Source organism: Microbacterium sp. UNCCL10 (assembly GCF_000746195.1).
GTDB lineage: Bacteria > Actinomycetota > Actinomycetes > Actinomycetales > Microbacteriaceae > Microbacterium > Microbacterium saccharophilum.
On record NZ_JQKT01000007.1, the window covers coordinates 1557683 to 1577751 of the forward strand.

Annotated in this window: 22 protein-coding genes; 6 read left to right on the forward strand and 16 right to left on the reverse strand. The window is 71.5% G+C overall.

Features of this window, described 5'->3' with window-relative positions; translation table 11 throughout:
- Positions 1-13: 13 nt before the first annotated feature.
- The 7 genes from BR85_RS07695 to BR85_RS07725 all read right to left on the reverse strand — a co-directional run bounded on the left by BR85_RS07695 (position 14) and on the right by BR85_RS07725 (position 6766).
- Positions 14-502, reverse strand: coding sequence for a GNAT family N-acetyltransferase (locus BR85_RS07695; protein ID WP_036272316.1), 489 nt, complete (start codon positions 500-502; stop codon positions 14-16).
- Between the two features lie 15 nt (positions 503-517).
- Entirely contained in the window at positions 518-2194 is a 1677-nt protein-coding gene (locus BR85_RS07700) for a ribonuclease J (RefSeq protein ID WP_028496015.1), read from the reverse strand.
- Between the two features lie 61 nt (positions 2195-2255).
- Positions 2256-3233 carry a 4-hydroxy-tetrahydrodipicolinate synthase gene (dapA, locus tag BR85_RS07705; protein WP_028496016.1) on the reverse strand — a complete coding sequence of 326 codons (978 nt, stop codon included), beginning with the start codon at positions 3231-3233 and terminating at the stop codon, positions 2256-2258.
- A gap of 314 nt (positions 3234-3547) precedes the next feature.
- The gene (locus BR85_RS07710) at positions 3548-4369 is read right to left on the reverse strand and encodes an endonuclease domain-containing protein (RefSeq protein WP_051526202.1); all 822 of its coding nucleotides are present in this window, start codon (positions 4367-4369) and stop codon (positions 3548-3550) included.
- Between the two features lie 304 nt (positions 4370-4673).
- On the reverse strand, positions 4674-5438 hold the full coding sequence (locus BR85_RS07715; RefSeq protein ID WP_028496018.1) for an SDR family NAD(P)-dependent oxidoreductase: 765 nt from the start codon (positions 5436-5438) through the stop codon (positions 4674-4676).
- A gap of 9 nt (positions 5439-5447) precedes the next feature.
- Positions 5448-5951, reverse strand: coding sequence for a dihydrofolate reductase (locus BR85_RS07720; protein ID WP_028496019.1), 504 nt, complete (start codon positions 5949-5951; stop codon positions 5448-5450).
- Entirely contained in the window at positions 5948-6766 is an 819-nt protein-coding gene (locus BR85_RS07725) for a thymidylate synthase (RefSeq protein ID WP_028496020.1), read from the reverse strand. The genes BR85_RS07720 and BR85_RS07725 overlap by 4 nt, the downstream gene beginning before the upstream one ends.
- Before the next feature lie 105 nt (positions 6767-6871).
- Here BR85_RS07725 and BR85_RS07730 point away from each other — a divergent pair, with 105 nt between their 5' ends.
- The 3 genes from BR85_RS07730 to BR85_RS07740 all read left to right on the forward strand — a co-directional run bounded on the left by BR85_RS07730 (position 6872) and on the right by BR85_RS07740 (position 8717).
- Positions 6872-7309: a TlpA family protein disulfide reductase gene (locus tag BR85_RS07730; RefSeq protein WP_028496021.1), complete on the forward strand. Its 438-nt coding sequence runs from the start codon at positions 6872-6874 to the stop codon at positions 7307-7309.
- Positions 7310-7393: 84 nt separating this feature from the next.
- Positions 7394-7819 carry an OsmC family peroxiredoxin gene (locus BR85_RS07735; protein ID WP_028496022.1) on the forward strand — a complete coding sequence of 142 codons (426 nt, stop codon included), beginning with the start codon at positions 7394-7396 and terminating at the stop codon, positions 7817-7819.
- A complete protein-coding gene (locus BR85_RS07740) occupies positions 7812-8717 on the forward strand; it encodes a TIGR01777 family oxidoreductase (protein WP_028496023.1) in 906 nt (301 codons plus the stop codon). The genes BR85_RS07735 and BR85_RS07740 overlap by 8 nt, the downstream gene beginning before the upstream one ends.
- On the opposite strand, the gene BR85_RS07745 is transcribed toward BR85_RS07740, so the two are convergent.
- Complete coding sequence (locus tag BR85_RS07745; protein ID WP_028496024.1) at positions 8718-9167, reverse strand: hypothetical protein; 450 nt, start codon at positions 9165-9167, stop codon at positions 8718-8720.
- Positions 9164-9979, reverse strand: coding sequence for a 4-hydroxy-tetrahydrodipicolinate reductase (gene dapB / locus BR85_RS07750; RefSeq protein WP_028496025.1), 816 nt, complete (start codon positions 9977-9979; stop codon positions 9164-9166). Before dapB ends, BR85_RS07745 begins: the two co-directional genes overlap by 4 nt.
- A 32-nt stretch (positions 9980-10011) precedes the next feature.
- On the opposite strand from dapB, the gene BR85_RS07755 reads away from it, so the two are divergent.
- On the forward strand, positions 10012-10494 hold the full coding sequence (locus BR85_RS07755) for a GNAT family N-acetyltransferase (protein ID WP_028496026.1): 483 nt from the start codon (positions 10012-10014) through the stop codon (positions 10492-10494).
- On the opposite strand, the gene BR85_RS07760 is transcribed toward BR85_RS07755, so the two are convergent.
- The 4 genes from BR85_RS07760 to BR85_RS07775 all read right to left on the reverse strand — a co-directional run bounded on the left by BR85_RS07760 (position 10481) and on the right by BR85_RS07775 (position 15636).
- Positions 10481-11332: an aminoglycoside phosphotransferase family protein gene (locus BR85_RS07760; protein ID WP_028496027.1), complete on the reverse strand. Its 852-nt coding sequence runs from the start codon at positions 11330-11332 to the stop codon at positions 10481-10483. The two genes, BR85_RS07755 and BR85_RS07760, sit on opposite strands and share 14 nt — an antisense overlap.
- 47 nt (positions 11333-11379) lie before the next feature.
- Positions 11380-11979 (reverse strand): histidine phosphatase family protein, encoded by a 600-nt coding sequence (locus BR85_RS07765; RefSeq protein ID WP_028496028.1) that lies wholly within the window; start codon positions 11977-11979, stop codon positions 11380-11382.
- Between the two features lie 82 nt (positions 11980-12061).
- Entirely contained in the window at positions 12062-13108 is a 1047-nt protein-coding gene (locus BR85_RS07770) for an aldo/keto reductase (protein ID WP_028496029.1), read from the reverse strand.
- Between the two features lie 257 nt (positions 13109-13365).
- Positions 13366-15636 carry a polyribonucleotide nucleotidyltransferase gene (locus BR85_RS07775; protein ID WP_028496030.1) on the reverse strand — a complete coding sequence of 757 codons (2271 nt, stop codon included), beginning with the start codon at positions 15634-15636 and terminating at the stop codon, positions 13366-13368.
- Positions 15637-15930: 294 nt separating this feature from the next.
- Here BR85_RS07775 and BR85_RS07780 point away from each other — a divergent pair, with 294 nt between their 5' ends.
- Together BR85_RS07780 and BR85_RS07785 are read left to right on the forward strand one after the other, a co-directional pair.
- Positions 15931-16113, forward strand: coding sequence for a DUF5302 domain-containing protein (locus tag BR85_RS07780; protein ID WP_028496031.1), 183 nt, complete (start codon positions 15931-15933; stop codon positions 16111-16113).
- A 31-nt stretch (positions 16114-16144) separates the two neighbouring features.
- The gene (locus tag BR85_RS07785; RefSeq protein WP_051526203.1) at positions 16145-16864 is read left to right on the forward strand and encodes a gamma-glutamyl-gamma-aminobutyrate hydrolase family protein; all 720 of its coding nucleotides are present in this window, start codon (positions 16145-16147) and stop codon (positions 16862-16864) included.
- 6 nt (positions 16865-16870) lie between these two features.
- Here BR85_RS07785 and BR85_RS07790 read toward each other — a convergent pair whose 3' ends face one another.
- The 3 genes from BR85_RS07790 to BR85_RS07800 all read right to left on the reverse strand — a co-directional run bounded on the left by BR85_RS07790 (position 16871) and on the right by BR85_RS07800 (position 19950).
- Positions 16871-17515, reverse strand: a complete 645-nt coding sequence (locus BR85_RS07790) for a CE1759 family FMN reductase (RefSeq protein ID WP_028496032.1) — start codon at positions 17513-17515, stop codon at positions 16871-16873.
- The gene (locus tag BR85_RS07795) at positions 17512-18711 is read right to left on the reverse strand and encodes an LLM class flavin-dependent oxidoreductase (RefSeq protein ID WP_371863093.1); all 1200 of its coding nucleotides are present in this window, start codon (positions 18709-18711) and stop codon (positions 17512-17514) included. Before BR85_RS07795 ends, BR85_RS07790 begins: the two co-directional genes overlap by 4 nt.
- A gap of 93 nt (positions 18712-18804) precedes the next feature.
- Positions 18805-19950, reverse strand: coding sequence for a N(5)-(carboxyethyl)ornithine synthase (locus BR85_RS07800; protein WP_028496034.1), 1146 nt, complete (start codon positions 19948-19950; stop codon positions 18805-18807).
- Positions 19951-20069 lie beyond the last annotated feature (119 nt).

Below are 20069 nucleotides of genomic sequence, written 5' to 3' on the forward strand. Positions count from 1 at the left end.
CGCCCGGCGCGCGTCAGCGCAGCAGCTTGACCATCGTGTCGCGCCCGAACCCGCTCTGCGTGACGGCGAAGCCCTCCGTGCGGTACAGGATCTGGGCGAAGTTGCCCCGCTCCACCGAGAGGCTGATCCGGCCGTGCCCGTCCGCCCGGGCCTGCTCGCACAGCCGCTGCAGGAGCGTGCGGCCCACCCCGTGCGCGCGCCAGATCGGCCGCACGCCGATGATGAGCTCCGGCACCCCGGTCGCGAGGTAGCCGAGCCCTGGATCGGTGCGCGGCAGCACGCGGTACCACGCGGCGCCGACCGGCTCGTCCTGCTCGTCGAGCGCGACGACGCCGGCATCCCCCGACCGCATCCAGCCGGCGATGTAGCGGCTGTGATCGGGGTGCGTGAGGATCTCATGCCGCGGACGCAGCCCGCCCTGCCGCCAGTTGGCCGCCTCGACGACCATGTCCGCCAGGAACGCGCCGTCGGCCTGCACGGCGGGGCGGGTGCGGAACGGCATCGGCGGGATCCCGGGTCAGGCTTCGATGACGAGCGGCACGATCATCGGACGGCGACGCAGCGCCTGGTTGACCCAGCGGCCGATCGTGCGGCGGACCACCTGGGACAGCGCGTGCGTGTCGCGGACGCCGGACTGCGCGGCCTCGGCGAGCGCCGCGGCGATCTTCGGCTTGACCGAGTCGAACACGGCGTCGTCCTCGGCGAAGCCGCGGGCGTGGATCTCGGGACCCGTGATGATGCGACCGGTGGCGGCATCCACCACGACGATGACGGAGATGAAGCCCTCCTCACCGAGGATGCGGCGGTCCTTCAGGTCGGCATCCGTGATCTCGCCGACCGTGGAGCCGTCGACGTAGACGAACCCGAGATCGAGCTGGCCGACGACCTCCGCGTGCCCGTCCTTCAGGTCGACCACGGTGCCGTTCTCGCCGATGATGGTGCGCTCGGCGGGGATGCCGGTGTCCTGGGCGAGCTTCGCGTTCGCGATCAGGTGACGGTACTCGCCGTGCACCGGGAGGACGTTGCGGGGCTTGAGGATGTTGTAGCAGTACAGCAGCTCGCCGGCGGCGGCGTGGCCCGAGACGTGCACCTTGGCGTTGCCCTTGTGCACGACGTTCGCGCCGAGCTTGGTGAGCCCGTCGATGACGCGGTAGACGGCGTTCTCGTTGCCGGGGATGAGGCTGGACGCGAGGATCACCGTGTCGCCGGGGCCCGGCTCGATCGCGTGGTCGAGGTTCGCCATCCGCGACAGCACGGCCATCGGCTCGCCCTGCGAGCCCGTGGACATGTAGACGATCCGGTCGTCCGGAAGATCCTTGGCCTTCTTGTAGTCGATCAGCACGCCGTCCGGCACCTTGAGATAGCCGAGCTCCTCGGCGATCGTCATGTTGCGCACCATGCTGCGGCCGAGGAAGGCGACGCGCCGGCCGTTCTCGGCGGCGGCGTCGATGACCTGCTGGACGCGGTGGACGTGGCTGGAGAAGCTCGCGACGATGACGCGGCGCGGGGCCTTGGCGATGACCTGGTCCAGGACCGGGCCGATGGCCCGCTCGAGCGGCGTGAATCCGGGGACGTCGGCGTTGGTGGAGTCGACGAGGAAGAGATCCACACCCTCCTCGCCGAGCCGGGCGAACGCGCGCAGGTCGGTGAGGCGACCGTCGAGCGGCAGCTGGTCCATCTTGAAGTCGCCGGTCGCGAGCACGAGACCCGCGGGAGTGCGGATGCCGACGGCGAGCGCGTCGGGGATGGAGTGGTTGACCGCGACGAACTCGAGATCGAACGGCCCGACGTTCTCACGCTGGCCCTCGGTCACCGTCAGGGTGTACGGCTTGATGCGGTGCTCTTTGAGCTTCGCCTCGACGAGCGCGAGGGTGAGGCCCGACCCGATGACGGGGATGTCGCGCTTGAGGCGCAGGAGGTACGGGACGGCGCCGATGTGGTCTTCGTGCCCGTGCGTGAGCACGACCGCGACGATGTCGTCGAGGCGGTCCTTGATGGGCTCGAAGTCGGGCAGGATCAGGTCGACGCCGGGCTGGTGCTCCTCGGGGAAGAGCACGCCGCAGTCGACGATGAGCAGCTTGCCGCCGTACTCGAAGACCGTCATGTTGCGGCCGATCTCGCCGAGGCCGCCCAGCGGGGTGACGCGGAGGGTGCCCGGTTCGAGGGCAGGCGGATCGTAGACGTTCGTGGGCATGGGATGCCTCCTCCGGATGCCGCGGCATCCGCTTGTTCGGTTGTGGGTGTGAGCGCCGGGCTCAGCGTGTGGTGCCGTGCACCTTGGGCAGTGCGCCGCCGGCGGCCGCGTTGCGGTCGGGGCGGAAGTTGGAGAAGTCGGCGCCGTCGACGCCGGTGACGAGCGCGAGCTCGTCCTCGATGGCCGCGGCCTCCCACTCCTCCGGCCCGACGAGCGGCAGGCGCACGCGCGGGCTGGAGATGCGGCCGAGGCCGTGCAGGATGTACTTCGCGCTGACGGTGCCGGGGACGTGCGTCATCACGGCGCGGACGAGCGGCTCGAGCTGCTGGTGCGCGGCGGTGGCCGCCTTCAGATCGCCGCGGTTCACGGCATCCACGATCACGCGGTACGGGGCGGCGGCGACGTTCGCCGTCACGCCGATGAGGCCCGCCGCGCCGATCGCGAGGTGCGGGAGCACGTTCGCGTCGTCGCCGGAGAAGTACATGAGGTCCGTCTGGTTCAGCACGCGGCTGACCTCGCTGAAGTCGCCCTTGGCGTCCTTGATGGCGAGGATGTTGGGGTGCTTGGCGAGCCGGAGGATCGTCTCGTACTTGATCGGCACGCCCGTCCGCCCCGGGATGTCGTACAGGATGACGGGCAGATCGGTCGCGTCGGCGACGAGCCGGAAGTGCGTGAGGATGCCGGCCTGCGTGGGCTTGTTGTAGTACGGCGTGACGATCATGATGCCGTCGGCGCCGGCCTTCTCGCTGGCCTTGTACAGCTCGATGGCGTGCGCGGTCTCATTGGAGCCGCCGCCCGTGATGATCTTGGCGCGGCCCGCGGCGACGTCCTTGCCGACCTCGACGAGCTTGAGCTTCTCCGGGTCGGTCAGCGTGCTCGTCTCACCCGTGGTGCCGGTGACGACGATGCCGTCGGCGCCGGCGTTGATGACGTCGTCGATGTGCTTCTCGACGGCAGGCCAGTCGACTTCGCCGTCGGCCGTCATCGGGGTGACGAGCGCGACGAGTACCTGTCCGAAGGGGTTGCCCGTGTGCGTCATTCCCCCAGGGTATCGGTTCGGGTCGGGGTCGACGCGGCGGCGGTGTCGCTCGGCGTCATGCGGTGCGGTGGGCGACGGTGGGCGCTGGTCCGGGCCCGCAACGAGGCGAACTGCAGGACCGGGTGTGACGGGTGGGGCGCATGCGGCTCACGGGCCCCACCAGTCACAGGTGATCCTGCGGATTGCTCGGTCGACGCGGCGGCGGGGGCTTCGACGTGATGAGGGCCGGGCGGGACGGTGGGCGGGGGCGCTGTGCGCCGGGGCGCATGGAACTCACGCGCCCCACCAATCACAGGTGATCCTGCGGGGATTGCTCAGCGGCCGAGGCGCCGGAGGATCGCGGCCTCGACGAGCGGCCAGCTGTAGACCACGAGCGCGTAGTCGAAGCGGAGTGTCTCGTAGCCTGCGGCCGCCGCGGCGGCGTCGCGCACGAGATCTTTGTGGCGCATCGACGAGCCATCGTGGTTCTCACGACCGTCGACCTCGAGGATGATGCGTCCCGCCAGCACGAAGTCGACGCGGCCCACACCGATGACCGGCACCTGGCAGTCCAGCCGGATGCCCCGATCTGCGAGCCGTAGGCGGAGGAGCGATTCCAGCCCGGACTCCGCGTCGCCCCGGGCGATGTCGAGGACGCGGCGGAGCCGCGACGGGAGCGCCGAGCGGATGGTGATCCGATCCGCGGCGCCGATGAGGCCGAGCCGCCATGCCGACTCGTAGGCGGCGAAGAAGGCCTCGCGGCTGAGGCATCGCGCCGCCTGCACGAGCGCGTCGGCGATTGGCACCACGCCGAACGCCGCCCGACCGGCGCCGTGATGGTCGGTGCAGCGACAGCCGGGGTGCGCATGGGCGCGCCCTTTGTCGCCGAGCCAGACGTGCAGCCCGGGGTCGGCGAGCACCCAGACGCCCCAGAGGGCGAGCGCCGTGACGCAGGCGACCGCGCCGCCGTGCGCGGCGGCAGCCACGACGGCGGGAGAGGTCCGACCGAGCGCATACACGCCATGGCGCACCCGGACCACCAGGCCGTCCCGCGCCGCTCGGGCGAGGGCGGCGCGCGTCACGCCCTGGCCGAGGATCTCCCGCGCCGGCGCGACGCCGCCCCGAGCCTCGAGGGCCTCCGTCACGCGTCCGCTCACCCCGCCCACACTGGCGACACCCCGATCGATCCGCGGTGGCGCCGGCGCATCCCGTGCGATGTCAGGGCATCGAGGGTTTCTGTGCAGGAGGCAGCGGCGGCCGACGTGCCCGGCCGAACAGCCGGGTCGGCGCGGCGAGCCGCGACGAAACGCAGGAGCGGGTGGGGCTGATGGGACGGCCGAGACGACATGCGCCACAGGCGTCACGGTCGGTCCTGCGGTTTGCACGGGACCCCCACCGCGGTCCTGCGGTTTGCACGGACCCCGACCGCGGTCAGGGCGGTTTAAACAGGCCCCGACGGGGTCAGCGGCCGGTGCGGGCCAGGCGGGCGGCGAGCCCGGGCGGGACGAGACGCAGCGCGCCGACGAGGAGCTTGTAGCGCAGCGACGGGATCGACACGGCCTTGCCTCGCGCGGCATCGCGCAGACCCTCCGCGACGACGAACTCCGCGTCGAGCCACAACGGACCGGGCACGCCCTCCCGGCCGGGCGCCAGGCCCATCCGCTCGTGGAAGTTCGTGTGCGTGAAGCCGGGGCACACGGCCGTGACCGCGACGCCGCGCGGCGCGTACGTCGCGTTCGCCCACCGACTGAAGGCGACGACCCAGGCCTTCACGGCCCCGTACGTCCCCCGCGGCAGGAACGCGGCCACCGACGCGACGTTGATGATACGCCCGGAGCGCCGCTCCAGCATCCCGGGCAGGGCGGCGTGCGTGAGATGCATCGTCGCGCGGACGTGCAGGTCGAGATGCCGGTCCTCGTCGGCGAGCGCGTTGCGCTCGAACCTCAGGTCGAGCCCGAACCCGGCGTTGTTGACGAGGATCTCGACGGGCCGGCCGGCATCCCCGAGCCGCGCCTCGACGGCGGCGAGTCCGTCCGCGGTCGTGAGGTCGGCGGCGAGCGCCTCGCAGGCGACGCCGAATTCGGCGTTCAGCGCCCCCGCGAGCGCATCGAGCTTCGCCGCGTCGCGGGCGACGAGCACGAGGCCCGCTCCCCGCGCGGCCAGCTGCCGCGCGAACTCGCTGCCGAGCCCGGAGCTCGCTCCGGTGATGAGTGCCGTCTTCGCCATCCGTGCAGACTACGTCGCCGGAACGAGGGTGAGGAAGCGGTACCGGATGCCGTCGCGCGACGTGTGCCACCCGTCCGCCGGTTCGACACCGGCCGTCACCCACCCCGACCGGTCGGGCGCGTACGTGTCGCCGTCGACCCGCAGGTCGAGCTCCGTGACCTCGAGGACGTCGGCGCGGCCGATCGCCTCACGGAAGATCCCCCCGCCGCCGATCACCCACACGACGTCGGCGTCGCCCGCGAGGGCCAGCGCGTCATCCAGCGACCCCGCGCGCTCGGCGCCGTCGGCATCCCACCCGCCGCTGCGTGTGATCACGATGTTGCGCCGCCCCGGCAGCGGCCGGAACCGCTCGGGGAAGGACTCCCACGTGCGCCGGCCCATGATGACGGGAGCGCCGAGCGTGACCTCCTTGAAGTGCGCGAGATCCTCCGGCACGTGCCACGGCATCCCGCCGTCCGCACCGATCACTCCCCCGGCGGCCTCCGCCCAGACGAGGCCGATCCGCGCGGTCACACCGCCACCGCACCCCGGATCGCCGGGTGGTGCCGGTAGTCCTCGACGACGAAGTCCTCGTACCGGTAGTCCAGGATCGACTCCGGCTTCCGCGCGAAGCGCAGCGTCGGGTACGGGTACGGGTCCCGGCTCAGCTGCTCCTCGACCTGGGCGACGTGGTTGTCGTAGACGTGGCAGTCTCCGCCGGTCCACACGAAATCGCCGGGCTCGAGCCCCGCCTGCTGCGCGATCATCATCGTCAGCAGCGCGTACGAGGCGACGTTGAACGGGACCCCGAGGAACATGTCGGCGCTGCGCTGGTAGAGCTGGCACGACAGCCGGCCGTCGGCGACGTAGAACTGGAACAGCGCGTGGCAGGGCGCGAGCGCCATGTGCGGGATGTCGGCGGGGTTCCACGCCGACACGATGAGACGGCGCGAGTCGGGGTTGGTCTTGATCTGCTCGATGACCTGCGCGATCTGATCGATCTGACCGCCGTCGGGCGTGGGCCAGGACCGCCATTGCACGCCGTAGACCGGACCGAGCTCGCCGGACGCGTCGGCCCACTCGTCCCAGATCGTCACGCCGTTCTCCTGCAGCCAGCGCACGTTGGACTCGCCGCGGAGGAACCACAGCAGCTCGTAGGCGATCGACTTGAAGTGCACGCGCTTGGTCGTGATGAGCGGGAAGCCCTGCGACAGGTCGAAGCGGATCTGACGACCGAAGACGCTGGTCGTTCCCGTGCCGGTGCGATCGTCCTTGTGGACGCCGTCCGCCAGCACCTCCCGGAGCAGATCCTCGTACGGGGTGGGGACGGGCGCGGGTGCATCGGTCACGACAGCCAGACTACCGACCGGCCACCCCGCGCGGCCCGTGACGCGGCTTTGTTCCGGCCGTCATGTGCGCCCGGAGCACAGCGCCGGGCACTAGGGTGGTCCGCTGTGGACCTCCTGAACGCCGTCTTGATCCTCGCCGCGCTGCTCGCGGCGACGGTCGGCGTGGGCGTCTACCTCCGCTGGCAGCAGGGCCGGCCGCGGCGTGTGGACCCGGACGAGGTCGTCGATCCGCGCCGGTTCGGCGCCGACGAGCTCGGCGAGGTCGCCACGCTCCTGCAGTTCAGCAGCGAGATGTGCAGCCGGTGCCCCGGCGTCCACCGCACCCTCGCGGCGATCGCGGAGACGAGCGCCGGTGTCGTGCACTACGACGTCGACCTCACGCACCGCCCCGACATCGCCAAGCACTTCCACGTGCTCCAGACCCCGACGACGCTCATCCTCGACCATGACGGGGTCGTGCAGACCCGCTTCGGCGGGACGCCCAGCCGGGACGTCATCGAGCTCGAGCTGGCGCGCGTCACGGCATCCACCGCCCGCGTCTGACGGGCATCGTTTCCTCCGACCGGCGCTGAGTCTAGGCTCGACCCACGGGTGGCACACGGCCGCGCCGCGTCGAGGAGGATCAGCATGAGCGTTACGAGCGAAGCGAGCACGACCTGGAAGGGCGGCCTGGCCGACGGATCCGGCGAGGTGGCTCTGGAGAGCTCGAACCAGGGGCCCTTCGCGGTGAACTGGAAGGCGCGCAGCGAAGGCTCGACCTCGGTGACGACGCCGGAGGAGCTCATCGCGGCCGCGCACTCCTCGTGCTTCAGCATGGCGCTCTCCCACGCCCTCGCGCAGAACGGCACCCCGCCGGAGAGCATCGAGACGACCGCGTCGGTGACCTTCATCCCCGGCACCGGGATCAGCGGCTCGCACCTCAACGTCAACGCGGTCGTCCCGGGTCTGTCCGCGGAGGACTTCGCCCGCCTCGCCGAGGAGGCGAAGGCCGGCTGTCCGGTGTCCGCCGCGCTGAGCGGCATCGAGATCACCCTCGAGGCGACGCTTGCCTGACTCCCCCGCGCGCGTCGTCGTCTCAGGCTCCTCCGGCCTCATCGGCCGGGCGCTCACCGACGCGCTCACCCGTGACGGCATCGCGGTGACGCGGCTCGTGCGACGGCCCCCGACGAGCGCTGACGAGGTGCAGTGGGATCCGGATGGCGCCGAGCTCGACCCGCGGGTCCTCGAGGGGGCGACGGCGGTCGTCAACCTCAACGGCGCGAGCATCGGACGCTTCCCGTGGACCGCCCGCTACAAGCACGAGCTCGTCTGGTCGCGCATCACTCCGACGCAGGCCCTCGCACGCGCCATCCGCTCCCTCGGCGCCGACGCCCCCGCGTTCGTGTCGTCCTCCGCCGTCGGCTACTACCCGTCGGTCCCGGGGATGCTGCTGCCCGAGACGGCGCCGCGCGGCGAGACGTTCCTCGCCGATCTGTGCGGCGAGTGGGAGGCCGCGGCGCTGTCGGCCGGCGACGACGCCCGCGTCGCGCTGCTGCGCACCGCGCCGATCGTGCACCCCCAGGGCGTCCTGAAGCCTCTGCTCCTCCTCACCCGCTTCGGGGTCTCCGGCCCGATCGGGCGCGGGACGCAGGTGTGGCCGTGGATCTCGCTCGAGGATGAGGTGCGCGCGATCCGGCACGTCATCGACGCGGGGCTCACGGGCCCCGTCAATCTCAGCGGTCCCGAGCGGGCGACCGCCAACGACCTCGGGTTCGCGCTCGCGCGTCGCATGAACCGCCCGTACGCGCTGCGCGCGCCGGTGTGGGCCATGCGTCTGGTCCTCGGGTCGGATGCCGTGGAAGCGCTGCTCACGAGCGACATGCATGTCGTGCCCGGGGCGCTGACGGCATCCGGGTTCACGTTCACGCACCCGACCGTGGAGGATGCCGTCGCCGCGGCCGTGCCGGCCTGATCAGCCCCGTCGCGCGTCGGCCTCCAGGGTGATGGCCTTGCGCACCGCCTGCCGGGCACGGGTGCGGTCGCCGGCACCGTCGTACGCGAGGCCGAGCCGGTACCAGGCGCGCCAGTCGTCGGGGTGCGCCTCGACCTCGGCGCGGTAGGCGGGGAAGAGCGCGTCGGCCTGCTCGCGGATGGGGCGTCCGCTCGCGCGGACGTCGACCTCGTCGGCCGGCAGGCCACCCTCCCCCTCGAGCCGCTTGCCGAGCCGCTCGGCCCGGAGCCCGAAGCTCAGCTCACGCCACAGCCCCCACGCCCCGATGACCGGCAGCACGACGAGGGCGACGCCCATCGCGACGCCGATGGGTTCGCCCGTCATGAGCAGCAGGACGGCGCGCTGGCCGACGAGCAGGATGTAGAGGGCCAGGAGCACCGCCATGACAGCGACGCCGATGCGCGCGCTCATGCGCCGGTGGTGCGGGCGACCTGGCCGGGGACCCCCGCCTCGGCGACGGGGCGCTCGGCGGGGGTCGCCGGCGTCCGGATGCCGATCTCGATGATGCTGTCGAGCCCCACGGTCACACCCCGCGCGTCGCGGGCGGCGTGCAGTGCGGCACGGATGCCGGGCGCGTACGCGGCGGACGGGTCGATCGTGTCGTGCACGATCGTGAGCGACTCGCCGGGCCCGGAGAGGATCGTCTCCTGTCGTGCGACGACCCCGGGCCGGCGGAGCGAGTGCACCGGAACGGAGGCGACCTGCTGGCCGCGTGCGCGCTGGTCGACGTGCGGCGACTCGACGGGCCCGACCTCGCGGCGCGCGGCGGCGATGAGCTCGGCCGTGCGCACGGCGGTGCCGCTCGGCGAGTCGATCTTCGTCTCGCGGTGGGTCTCCACGATCTCGATGGAGGGGAAGAACGGCGCCGCTGCGGCGGCGAGGGCGCTGCCGACGACGGAGCCGATGGAGAAGTTCGGGATGAAGACGACGCCGGTTCCGGCGGCCTCGACGAGCGGCCGGACGAGTGCGATGCGCTCCGCCGACCATCCGGAGGTGCCGACGAGCACGTTGATGCCGCGGTCGATCGCGGCGCGGACGACGTCGATCGACGCGGCGGGCGTCGACGCGTCCACGACCAGGTCGGCCCCGTCGATCTCGCTCATGTCGCTGCCCGATCCGAGCACCGCGACCGTCTCGAAGTCGTCGGCGGCGTCGATCACTGCGGCGATGATGCCGCCGAGCTTTCCGGTGCCTCCCACCAGGGCAACCCGCGTCGTCGTCATGGGCTCAAGCCTACGGGGATACGCTCGAAGGCATGGTCAGCCTGAGCCCGACACGCACCGACGATCCCCGCGCTCACGCCCTTCTCGGCGAGTACTTCCACATGCGCGGCGAGACGTTCCCCGACCGGGCGTACACCCCGGTCTTCCCGGAACCGGCGGCGTTCGAGCCGCCGGCGGGCATCTTCCTCGTCGTCGCCGACGACGAGGGCGAGGACGTCGGATGCGGCGGCATCCGGCGGATCGCGGACGGGCCGGACGGCATCCGGTACGAGGTGAAGCACCTGTACCTCCGCCCCGCGACGCGCGGACGCGGCTGGGGCCGCCTGCTCCTGGAGGAGCTCGAGTCGCGCGCTCGCGACTGGGATGCCGCGGAGCTCGTGCTCGACACGCATCACACGCTGGAGGCGGCCGGCGGCCTGTACGCCCGCAGCGGCTTCACCGCGATCGAGCCCTACAACGACAACCCGAACGCGACGCGCTGGTACGGGAAGCGCCTGCAGATCACTCCCGCGTGAGCTGAGCGAGGACGTGCTCGCCCGCGGCGCGCATGCCGTCATCCTCCGCGCCGAGGAAGATCGGGGCGAGCGCCGCGGCCCAGCCGCGCGCGCGTGTCCAGTCGGCGTCGTCGTAGCGGCCTGCCAGCGCGCCGCGGAACGCGGCCTGACCGGCCGGCGTGAACGCGAGCCACGCCACCGACAGATCGGATGCCGGGTCGCCGGCGCACAGGTCGCCGAAGTCGATGAGAGCGGCGAGACGGCCGCCGTCGACGACGAGGTTCCCGGGGTGCAGGTCGCCGTGCAGCCAGAGCGGCGGCCCGTCCCAGCCGGGAGCGGCGAGCCCCGCGTCCCACACCCTCAGCAGCTCGGGCAGGGCGGTCAGGCGCTCGCGGACCGTGTGGTCGCGCTCTGCCATCGGCACGCCGCGGTACGGATTGCGCGGTGCCTCCACGGGCGCCGCCGTGTGCAGCGCGCGCAGCACGCCGCCGAGTTCGCCCGCGAAGGCGTCGCGCTCGTGCGGCGCGAGGTCGAGGGCGCGGCGTCCCGCGAACCACGGGACGACGCTCCAGCGCCAGGGGTACAGCTCGTCGGGTTCGCCGACGGCCACCGACACCGGGATCGGCACCGGCACTCGGCGCGCGAGCGCGGGCAGCCACCGCTGCTCGTGCGCGATGAGGTGCGCGGCGGTCTCGCGGCGCGGCAGCCGCACGGCGAGGTCGTCGCCGAGCCGGAAGACATCGTTGTCCCAGCCGTGCGCGACGCGATGCAGCGGACCGCGCAGCGAAGGATGCTGGTCCGCCAGCAGCCGGTCGACGTCGGCGACCGTGATGTCGATGTCCGCGGGCGGGTGACGCATCCGACGATCCTAACGACGCGCCCGGGAGCGCTCCGGGCGGGAGCGGGTCAGACGAACGGGTGCTCGGGCACGCCGGTGCGCAGCTCCATCGGGAGGTGGGCGAGGTCGTTGTGGGTCACGAGCGTCCATGGCCGTCCCGTGCGCTGCACGAGGACGGTGAGGCCGCAGTGCGCCTGGCTGAGCGTCAGCCAGCGCCAGGCGGGGGCCTCGAGCACTTCGCGGACGAACCACGAGATGACGAAGTTGTGCGTGATGAGGAGTTCGTGCGCGTCGGGCTTGCGGACGAGGAACTCGTCGACGGCGTCGGACATCTGGGCGGACCCCGCCTCGATCTCGGCCTCCGTGATACCGCCGAAGAAGGCCTCGTAGACGCTCGGGGTCTCCGGGGTCATGCCGGTCGGCACACAGTCGAACAGCAGCGGCGAGGCCTCGGGCGACACCGCCGGCAGGCGGTCGGCCACGGCCCGTGCCGTCTCCGCGGCGCGCTCGAGCGGCGAGTGCCAGACGGCCGTCAGCGGCACACCGGAGAGCCGGTCGGCGATCAGCTGCGCCTGACGGCGCCCGCGCGGCGAGAGGGGGCCGTCCGCCAGCCCGTGCTCGGCGCCGACGTGCTCGCCGTGCCGCACGAGATACAGATACTGCGACACGGTCATGCTCACTTCGTCGGGGGGGGGACCTGCGGAGGGCAGGGCTCTTCCACCCTATGTCAGCCCGCCGACGCGCAGCCCGTCAGGCCGCCGCGCGGGCGATGTCGGCCAGCTGGGCGCGACTGAGCCGGGCACCGATGCCCTGCATGATCTCCTCGACGTGCGAGACGGCGAAGGCGTTCACGATCGGCGCCGCCACAGCCCGCTGCGCGACGAGCCACGCGATCGCGACGGCGGCCGTGGGGATCGACAGCTCGGCTCCGACCTTGTCGAGGGCGCGGAGCGTGCGCGTGCCGCGCCGGTTCATGTTCGACGCCAGCTGGACGCCGCGGACGGACTGCGCGACGAGCGAACGCGACCGGACCGCTCCGGCCAGGAAGCCGTGCTCGAGCGCCTGCGACGGCGTGAACGAGATGCCCTGCGCCCCCGCGACGAGGCGCCGATCGCCCTCGAAGTCCTGCCGGTGCAGCACGTTGTACGGCACATCGAGCACCGTCATCCGCGGGTACCCGGCGGAGGAGAGGATCCGCGCTTCGACGAGCTGCGCCGCCGTGTGCCCGAACGACCCGAGCGCGCGGACCTTCCCGGCCCCGACGAGCCATTCCGCCGTCGCCAGGGAGTCCTCGAGAGATGTCGTGCTGTCGGCTGTCGCGTCGAGATAGAGCACGTCGATGCGGTCGGTGCGGAGCCGCGTCAGCGCCCCTTCCACCGCACGGACGAGGTTGACGGCGCCGAGGCCCGGATGCTCGGGACTCGACCCCACCCGGACGCCCACGACGATCTCGTCGCGGATGCCGCGCGCGTGCATCCACTGGCCGATGATGTGCGCGCTGCGGCCGGCGGAGTAGCTGTCCGACGTGTGGACGGCGTTGCCGCCGCGCTCGCGGTACGCGTCGAGGATGGCGTGGGATGCGGCCGGGTCGACGTGCCAGCCGAACTCTCCGCCGCCCATGATGAGCGGGAACACGCTCAGGCCGGTCTCCCCCAGCGTCGTGCGGACGGCCTGGCCGAGCGGCGGACCCTGCACCGGAATCGGCGACGAGGGGTGCGCGGCCGTGCCCGTCCCGGTGCCCTGGGGCTCGTCGGCGCGGGCCGTGGTGATCGGAGATCCGATCCCGAACATACCCATACGGTGCACCCCCTCACGAGTCCTCTGGTGGAAGCTCCGTGTTGATCACCCACCCCCGTGCGGTACCTCCGAGGGTAGGCCAGGCCTCCGACACTTCCCGCCGCTGCGGCCGACGAACGGTAAACATTCGGTAACGGTTTCGGGTGGGAGCGTGCCCATGCCGCTCCCCCGTCATCCGACGCGTCCGTGAGGACGAGAAACGGATGCCCGCCCCTCCGAAACGGGAGGGACGGGCATCCGTGGTCGTGCGGGGCGGATCAGGCCTCGACGGGCACCTCTGCGGCACCCTTGTCCGCGGCCTCCTCGACCACGGGCTCGAGCGACAGCTTGCCGCGGTCGTCGATCTTCGTGATCTTCACGAGGATCTTCTGACCGACCGCGAGGACGTCGTCGACGTTCTCGACGCGCTTGCCGCCGGCGAGCTTGCGGACCTCGCTGACGTGCAGCAGGCCATCCTTGCCGGGCAGCAGCGAGATGAACGCACCGAACGCCGCGATCTTCACCACGGTGCCGAGGAACTGCTCGCCGACCTCCGGGTTGGTCGGGTTGGCGATCGCGTTGACCTGGGCGCGGGCGGCCTCGGCCGACGGGCCGTCGGTCGCGCCGATGTACACCGTGCCGTCGTCCTCGATCGAGATCTGAGCGCCGGTCTCGTCCTGGATCGCGTTGATCGTCTTGCCCTTGGGGCCGATGAGCTCGCCGATCTTGTCGACCGGGATCTGCACGCTGATCACGCGCGGAGCCGTGGGCGCCATCTCGTCGGGGCCGTCGATCGCAGACGTCAGGACGTTCAGGATCGTCAGACGGGCCTCACGGGCCTGCTGCAGCGCGGCGGTCAGCACCGACGACGGGATGCCGTCGAGCTTCGTGTCGAGCTGGATCGCGGTGACGAACTCGCTCGTGCCGGCGACCTTGAAGTCCATGTCGCCGAGCGCGTCTTCCGCGCCGAGGATGTCGGTCAGCGCGGCGTAGCGCGTCTGGCCGTCGACCTCGTCGGAGACGAGGCCCATCGCGATGCCGGCGACCGGGGCGCGCAGCGGCACACCGGCGTTCAGCAGCGACAGGGTCGAGGCGCAGACCGAGCCCATCGACGTCGAGCCGTTGGAGCCGAGAGCCTCGGACACCTGGCGGATCGCGTACGGGAACTCCTCGCGGCTCGGCAGCACCGGCACGAGCGCGCGCTCGGCGAGGAAGCCGTGCCCGATCTCGCGACGCTTGGGGCTGCCCACACGACCGGTCTCACCGGTCGAGTACGGCGGGAAGTTGTAGTGGTGCATGTACCGCTTGTGCGTGACCGGCGACAGCGAGTCGATCTGCTGCTCCATCTTGAGCATGTTCAGCGTCGTGACACCCAGGATCTGGGTCTCGCCGCGCTGGAAGATCGCCGAGCCGTGGACGCGCGGGATGACCTGCACCTCGGCGTCGAGCGGGCGGATGTCGGCCAGGCCCCGGCCGTCCATGCGGACACCCTCGGCGAGGATGCGACCGCGGACGATCGTCTTGGTCACCGACTTGTACGCGGCGGAGAACTCGGTCGTCGCGACGGCGGGGAGCTCCCCGGACTCGACGGCGGCGACGAGCTCCGCGCGGACGCGGTCCTTCAGCTCGTCATCGGCGTTCTGACGGTCCTGCTTGTCGGCGATCTGGTAGATCGGGACGAGCGAGTCGTACGCGCGGCCGGCGACGAAGTCGTAGGTCTGCTGGCTGTAGGGCAGGAAGACCGGGAACTCCTTGATCTCCTTGGCTGCCGTCTTCGCGACCTCGTTCTGGGCCGCGACGAGCTGCGTGATGAAGGGCTTCGAGGCCTCGAGGCCCTCGGCCACGACCTGCTCGTTGGGCTTCACGGCCCCGGCCTTGATGAGGTTCCAGGAACCCTCCGTGGCCTCGGCCTCGACCATCATGATCGCGACATCCTCGTTGCCGTCCGCGTCGGTGATGACGCGACCGGCGACGATGAGGTCGAACACGGCCTCTTCGAGCTGCGTGACGGTCGGGAACGCGATCCACTGGTCGGCGTGCTCGCCGTGCCCGGGCATGAGCGCGAGGCGCACACCGGCGATCGGGCCGGAGAACGGCAGACCGGAGATCTGCGTCGACAGCGATGCCGCGTTGATGGCCAGCGCGTCGTAGAACTCGCCGGGTGCGATCGAGAGGACGGTGACGACGATCTGCACCTCGTTGCGGAGGCCGTCGACGAACGACGGGCGCAGCGGGCGGTCGATGAGACGGCACACGAGGATCGCCTCGGTGGAGGGGCGGCCCTCACGGCGGAAGAACGAGCCGGGGATCTTGCCGGCGGCGTACGAACGCTCTTCGACGTCGACGGTCAGCGGGAAGAAGTCGAAGCCTTCGCGAGGCTGCTTGCCGGCGCTGGTGGCCGACAGGAGCATCGTCTCCTCGTCGAGGTAGGCGGCGACGGCGCCCTGCGCCTGCTGGGCGAGGCGTCCGGTCTCGAACCGGACAGTGCGGGTGCCGAAGCGTCCATTGTCGAGGACGGCTTCGGCGGCGGTGATTTCAGGACCTTCCAAGAGGTCTCTCCTTCTTTGTTTAGACTCGCACGCGCGTTTCGCGCACGAGATCATGCGAAGGAGCAGGAACAGGCAGTATGGGCGCGCCGCACGTCGGGAAGACGTGTCGCGTGACCGCCTGCGCTGGTCACCAGTCGAAGATCACCATCGTCAGATGGGAACCCACCACAGGGGACCAGCTTCCTGCCGGCCTGCTCCATGAGCTCAGTTTTGAATTGAGCGGATGCCGCGGACAGAATCCGGGCAACCTTGCCCAGCCTACCAGCGCGCCGCCGCCGTGCGTATCGTGGGGGTATGAGCACCGACGGGAACAACGACACCGCCGCATCCGATGACGTCAAGCGCAAGTTCAAGGAAGCGCTGGAGAAGAAGAACGCGCAGCACCGCAAGGGCGAGGCGCACCTCGACGGGGACTCCGCGGTCCACGGCACGCATGGCGCGGTGACCAAGCGCGAGTTCCGCCGCAAGAGCGGCTGAACGGCCCCGCGGCTGCGGAACAATGGGAGGCATGAGCCTCCCCCGCATCGCCATGCCCGCCCGACTCTCCGACGCCGACGGCGCGGATGCCCGGGTGGGGCTGGCGAATGCGATCTTCGACGACGTCGCCGCCCTCGTGCGGGCCGAGGGCCTCGATGTCGTCGTCGTGCGCGGCACCGACCTCGCGGGCTTCGACGGGCTCGTCCTGCCGGGCGGCGGCGACATCGACCCCGCCCGCTACGGCGGCGACGCGTCGGCGCCCTGCTACGACGTGAACCCGGCGCAGGACGACCTCGACCTCGAGATCGCGGCGGCGGCGGTCGCGGCCGGCATCCCGATCCTCGGGGTCTGCCGCGGCCTCCAGGTGCTCAATGTCGCCTTCGGCGGCACCCTCGTCGAAGACCTTCCGGGAGGCCACGTCCCAGCCTCCGACGGGTGCGGCGGGCTGGAGTGGACCTGGCACCCCGTCGCCGTTGCCCCGGACTCGCGGCTGGCCGGCGAACTGCCCGGCGAGACCGTGTCGGTGGCATCCGGTCATCACCAGGCGATCCGCGACCTCGGCGAGGGCCTCGTCGCGACCGCGGTCGCCGACGACGGGGTGATCGAGGCCGTCGAGCACCCCGATCTGCCGATCGTGGCCGTGCAGTGGCATCCCGAGGCCGAGGGAACGCCATACGAACTCGCCTCCGCGCCGTTCGCGGCGTTCGCCGACCTCGTCCGGGAGCGCAGCGCGAGCCTGCTCCGCGGCTGAGGGCGCCTACTCCCCCGCGAGACCGCCCAGCAGGTGACCGAACGAGCGACCCTCGCCGAGGTACTGCGCCGGGTCGAACGGGTCGACGGCCGTGACCGGCTCCCGCCGGGCGACGGCCTCGGCGAGCTCCTTCGCGCCGCGCTCGACGCGGGCGCTCAGCGGCGCGACGTCGTCGGCATGGGAGCCCCAGTCGCTCGAGGCGGCGAAGACGCCGGTCGAGACGGCTTCGGCGTGCAGATAGGCGAAGAGCGGCCGGATCGCGTAGTCGATCGCGAGCGAGTGCCGCGCGGTGCCGGCGTTGGCGCCGATGAGCACGGGCGTCCCGGTCAGCGCGTCGGGGTCGAGCACGTCGATGAACGACTTGAACAGCCCCGAGTAGCTCGTGGAGAAGATCGGCGTGACCGCGATGACCGCGTCCGCGGAGACCACGGCGTTGACCGCGCGCTCCAGCGCCGGCGGCGCGAAGCCGGTGAGCAGGTTGTCGGTGATCTCGTGCGCGAGGTCGCGCAGTTCGATCGTGTCGACGGATGCCTCGATCCCGCGCTCGGCGAGGGCGGCCAGCGTGGCGGCGGCCATGCGGTCGGCGAGCATCCGCGTGGACGACGGGTTCGACAGCCCGGCGGAGACGACGGCGATGCGACGAGCGGTCATCGGGCACCCCCGGCGAGGCCGAAGGCCGCCCCGGCGGGCGCGGGGGTGTCGTCGTAGGGCGACGGGCCGCTGAGGTTGTCGCCGCGGTTCGCGCGCGGGCGCGCCTCGCGGGCCGGGCCGTCGCCGTACGCCTTGCGCACGAGCCCGGCGTGGGTCGGAGCGTCGGGCACCTCGGCGGGACGGTTCTTCGCGAGCTCCTTGCGGAGCACGGGGACGACCTCGCCGCCGAGGATGTCGAGCTGCTCGAGGACCGTCTTCAGCGGCAGGCCGGCGTGGTCCATGAGGAACAGCTGGCGCTGGAAGTCGCCGTAGAGGTCGCGCATCCCCGCGTACCGGTCGATGACCTGCTGGGGCGAGCCGACGGTGAGCGGCGTCATCTGGGAGAAGTCCTCGAGGCTCGGGCCGTGTCCGTAGACGGGCGCGTTGTCGAAGTACGGGCGGAACTGCGTGACGGCGTCCTGCGAGTTCTTCGCGAGGAACGCCTGCCCGCCGATGCCGACGATGGCCTGCTCGGGGGTCCCGTGCCCGTAGTGGGCGTAGCGCTGCCGGTACAGCCCGATGAGGCGCTGGTAGTGCTCGGCCGGCCAGAAGATGTTGTTCGCGAAGAAGCCGTCGCCGTAGTACGCGGCCTGCTCGGCGATCTCCGGCGTGCGGATGGACCCGTGCCAGACGAACGGCGCGACGCCGTCGAGGGGTCGCGGGGTCGCCGTGAACCCCTGCAGGGGCGTGCGGAACTTGCCCTCCCAGTCCACGACGTCCTCGCGCCACAGCTTGTGCAGCAGGGCGTAGTTCTCGATGGCGAGCGGCAGGCCCTGGCGGATGTCCTTGCCGAACCAGGGGTAGACGGGCCCGGTGTTGCCGCGACCGAGCATGAGGTCGGTGCGACCCCCGGAGACGTGCTGCAGCATCGCGAAGTCCTCGGCGATCTTCACCGGGTCGTTCGTCGTGATGAGCGTCGTCGCGGTGGAGAGGATGAGGCGCTCGGTCTGCGCGGCGATGTACGCGAGCGTCGTCGTCGGCGAGGAGGACCAGAACGGCGGGTTGTGGTGCTCTCCGAGCGCGAAGACGTCGAGACCGACCTCCTCGGCGTGCTTGGCGATCGTCAGCGTCGCCCGGATGCGCTCGGCCTCGCTGGGGGTGTGGCCCGTCGTCGGGTCCTGGGTGATGTCGCTCACCGTGAAGATGCCGAACTGCACCTGAGATGTGATGTCGCTCACGATCGCTCCTCGCGTATTCCATTCATGTGAATGTATCCCATGTAACGCGTACGCGACCAACCTATTCCCGACTCACTCCCGCGGATGGGGATACCCGCCGGCCCGCCGCTGGAACTCGAGGATGGCGGGGTTCGCGATCACGCCGTCCTGGATCTCGACCGCGCGGCGGAGCGTCTCGCTGGCGGCCCATCCCGCGGGCCCGTCCATGACGGCCGGGATGAAGCCGAGCAGCGCCTCGCTGATCTCCCAGCTGGCGGAGTTCCACAGGTAGGACGGGCTGTGGTCCACGCCGTAGTAATGGATGCTGCCGCCGACGGTGAACATCGGCTCGGCGAAACTGGTCGGACGCGCCCATTCGAAGCCCATCCCCTCGTCGCACGAGACGTCGACGATGAGGCTCCCCGGACGGAAGGCGTCCAGATCGCTCTCCCGCAGGTACAGCAGCGGACGGTTCGGATCCTGCAGCGTGCAGTTGACGACGATGTCGCTCTCCGCGAGGAACGGTGCGAGCGGCACGCGACCGTCGTCGGTGATGACCTCGCTGAGGTACGGCTCGTCGTCGTGGTCGAACTGGATGATGTGGGCGGCGTGGATGGGCGATGCCACGGAGGCGGTCCGCCGGTTGGTGAGCACGCGGACCTCGTGCACCCCGTGGGCGCGGAGGGCCGTGACCGCGCCCCGCGCGGTGGCGCCGAATCCGATCACGACGGCGGTGAGCCTCCGCCCGTAGTCGCCGGTCGAACCGCACAGCTGCAGGGCGTGCAGCACCGAGCAGTAGCCGGCGAGCTCGTTGTTCATGTGGAACACGTGCAGCCCGAACGTGCCGTCGGCGCCCCAATGCTGCATCGCCTCGAAGGCGATGACGGTGAGTCCTTTGTCGATCGAGAGCTGTGTCATCCGCTCGTCCTGCACGAGGTGCGGCCAACCCCACAGCACCTGGCCGTCCCGCATCTCCGCGAGGTCCCCGTGCTGGGGTTTCGGCAGGAGCAGGACATCGGATGCCGCGATCAGCGCGCCGCGGGAGGCCACCTGGCCGACGAGCGGCCGCAGGTCCTCGTCGGAGACGCCGAAGCGCTCGCCGTAGCCCTCCTCGAGCACGATCCGTGAGCGGAGCTCGCCGGGGAGGCGTTCGACGTGCGCCGGATGGAGGGGCACGCGGCGCTCGTCGGGTTTCCGGGACGCCCCGATGACGCCGAGGGTGAGGCCTGCTGCGGTCATGGTGCGCCTCGTTCCGTGGGCCCGGCATGAGCCTGGCCCGGGGTTCCGACGCTACACCGCGCAGCGGCTCTCTTCGACGGCCCGCTGCGGGATAGTCTGGTCACTCCCGAGCGAGCGGT

Bases quoted from the DNA above. Each gene is read 5' to 3' on its own strand.
- BR85_RS07770 (WP_028496029.1), bottom strand. From the start codon at position 13,108: ATGGGTATGTTCGGGATCGGATCTCCGATCACCACGGCCCGCGCCGAC.
- BR85_RS07715 (WP_028496018.1), bottom strand. From the start codon at position 5,438: ATGGCGAAGACGGCACTCATCACCGGAGCGAGCTCCGGGCTCGGCAGC.
- dapA (WP_028496016.1), bottom strand. From the start codon at position 3,233: ATGACGCACACGGGCAACCCCTTCGGACAGGTACTCGTCGCGCTCGTC.
- BR85_RS07785 (WP_051526203.1), top strand. From the start codon at position 16,145: ATGAGCCTCCCCCGCATCGCCATGCCCGCCCGACTCTCCGACGCCGAC.
- dapB (WP_028496025.1), bottom strand. From the start codon at position 9,979: ATGACGACGACGCGGGTTGCCCTGGTGGGAGGCACCGGAAAGCTCGGC.
- BR85_RS07800 (WP_028496034.1), bottom strand. From the start codon at position 19,950: ATGACCGCAGCAGGCCTCACCCTCGGCGTCATCGGGGCGTCCCGGAAA.
- BR85_RS07760 (WP_028496027.1), bottom strand. From the start codon at position 11,332: ATGCGTCACCCGCCCGCGGACATCGACATCACGGTCGCCGACGTCGAC.
- BR85_RS07695 (WP_036272316.1), bottom strand. From the start codon at position 502: ATGCCGTTCCGCACCCGCCCCGCCGTGCAGGCCGACGGCGCGTTCCTG.
- BR85_RS07745 (WP_028496024.1), bottom strand. From the start codon at position 9,167: ATGAGCGCGCGCATCGGCGTCGCTGTCATGGCGGTGCTCCTGGCCCTC.
- BR85_RS07700 (WP_028496015.1), bottom strand. From the start codon at position 2,194: ATGCCCACGAACGTCTACGATCCGCCTGCCCTCGAACCGGGCACCCTC.
- BR85_RS07735 (WP_028496022.1), top strand. From the start codon at position 7,394: ATGAGCGTTACGAGCGAAGCGAGCACGACCTGGAAGGGCGGCCTGGCC.
- BR85_RS07790 (WP_028496032.1), bottom strand. From the start codon at position 17,515: ATGACCGCTCGTCGCATCGCCGTCGTCTCCGCCGGGCTGTCGAACCCG.
- BR85_RS07780 (WP_028496031.1), top strand. From the start codon at position 15,931: ATGAGCACCGACGGGAACAACGACACCGCCGCATCCGATGACGTCAAG.
- BR85_RS07755 (WP_028496026.1), top strand. From the start codon at position 10,012: ATGGTCAGCCTGAGCCCGACACGCACCGACGATCCCCGCGCTCACGCC.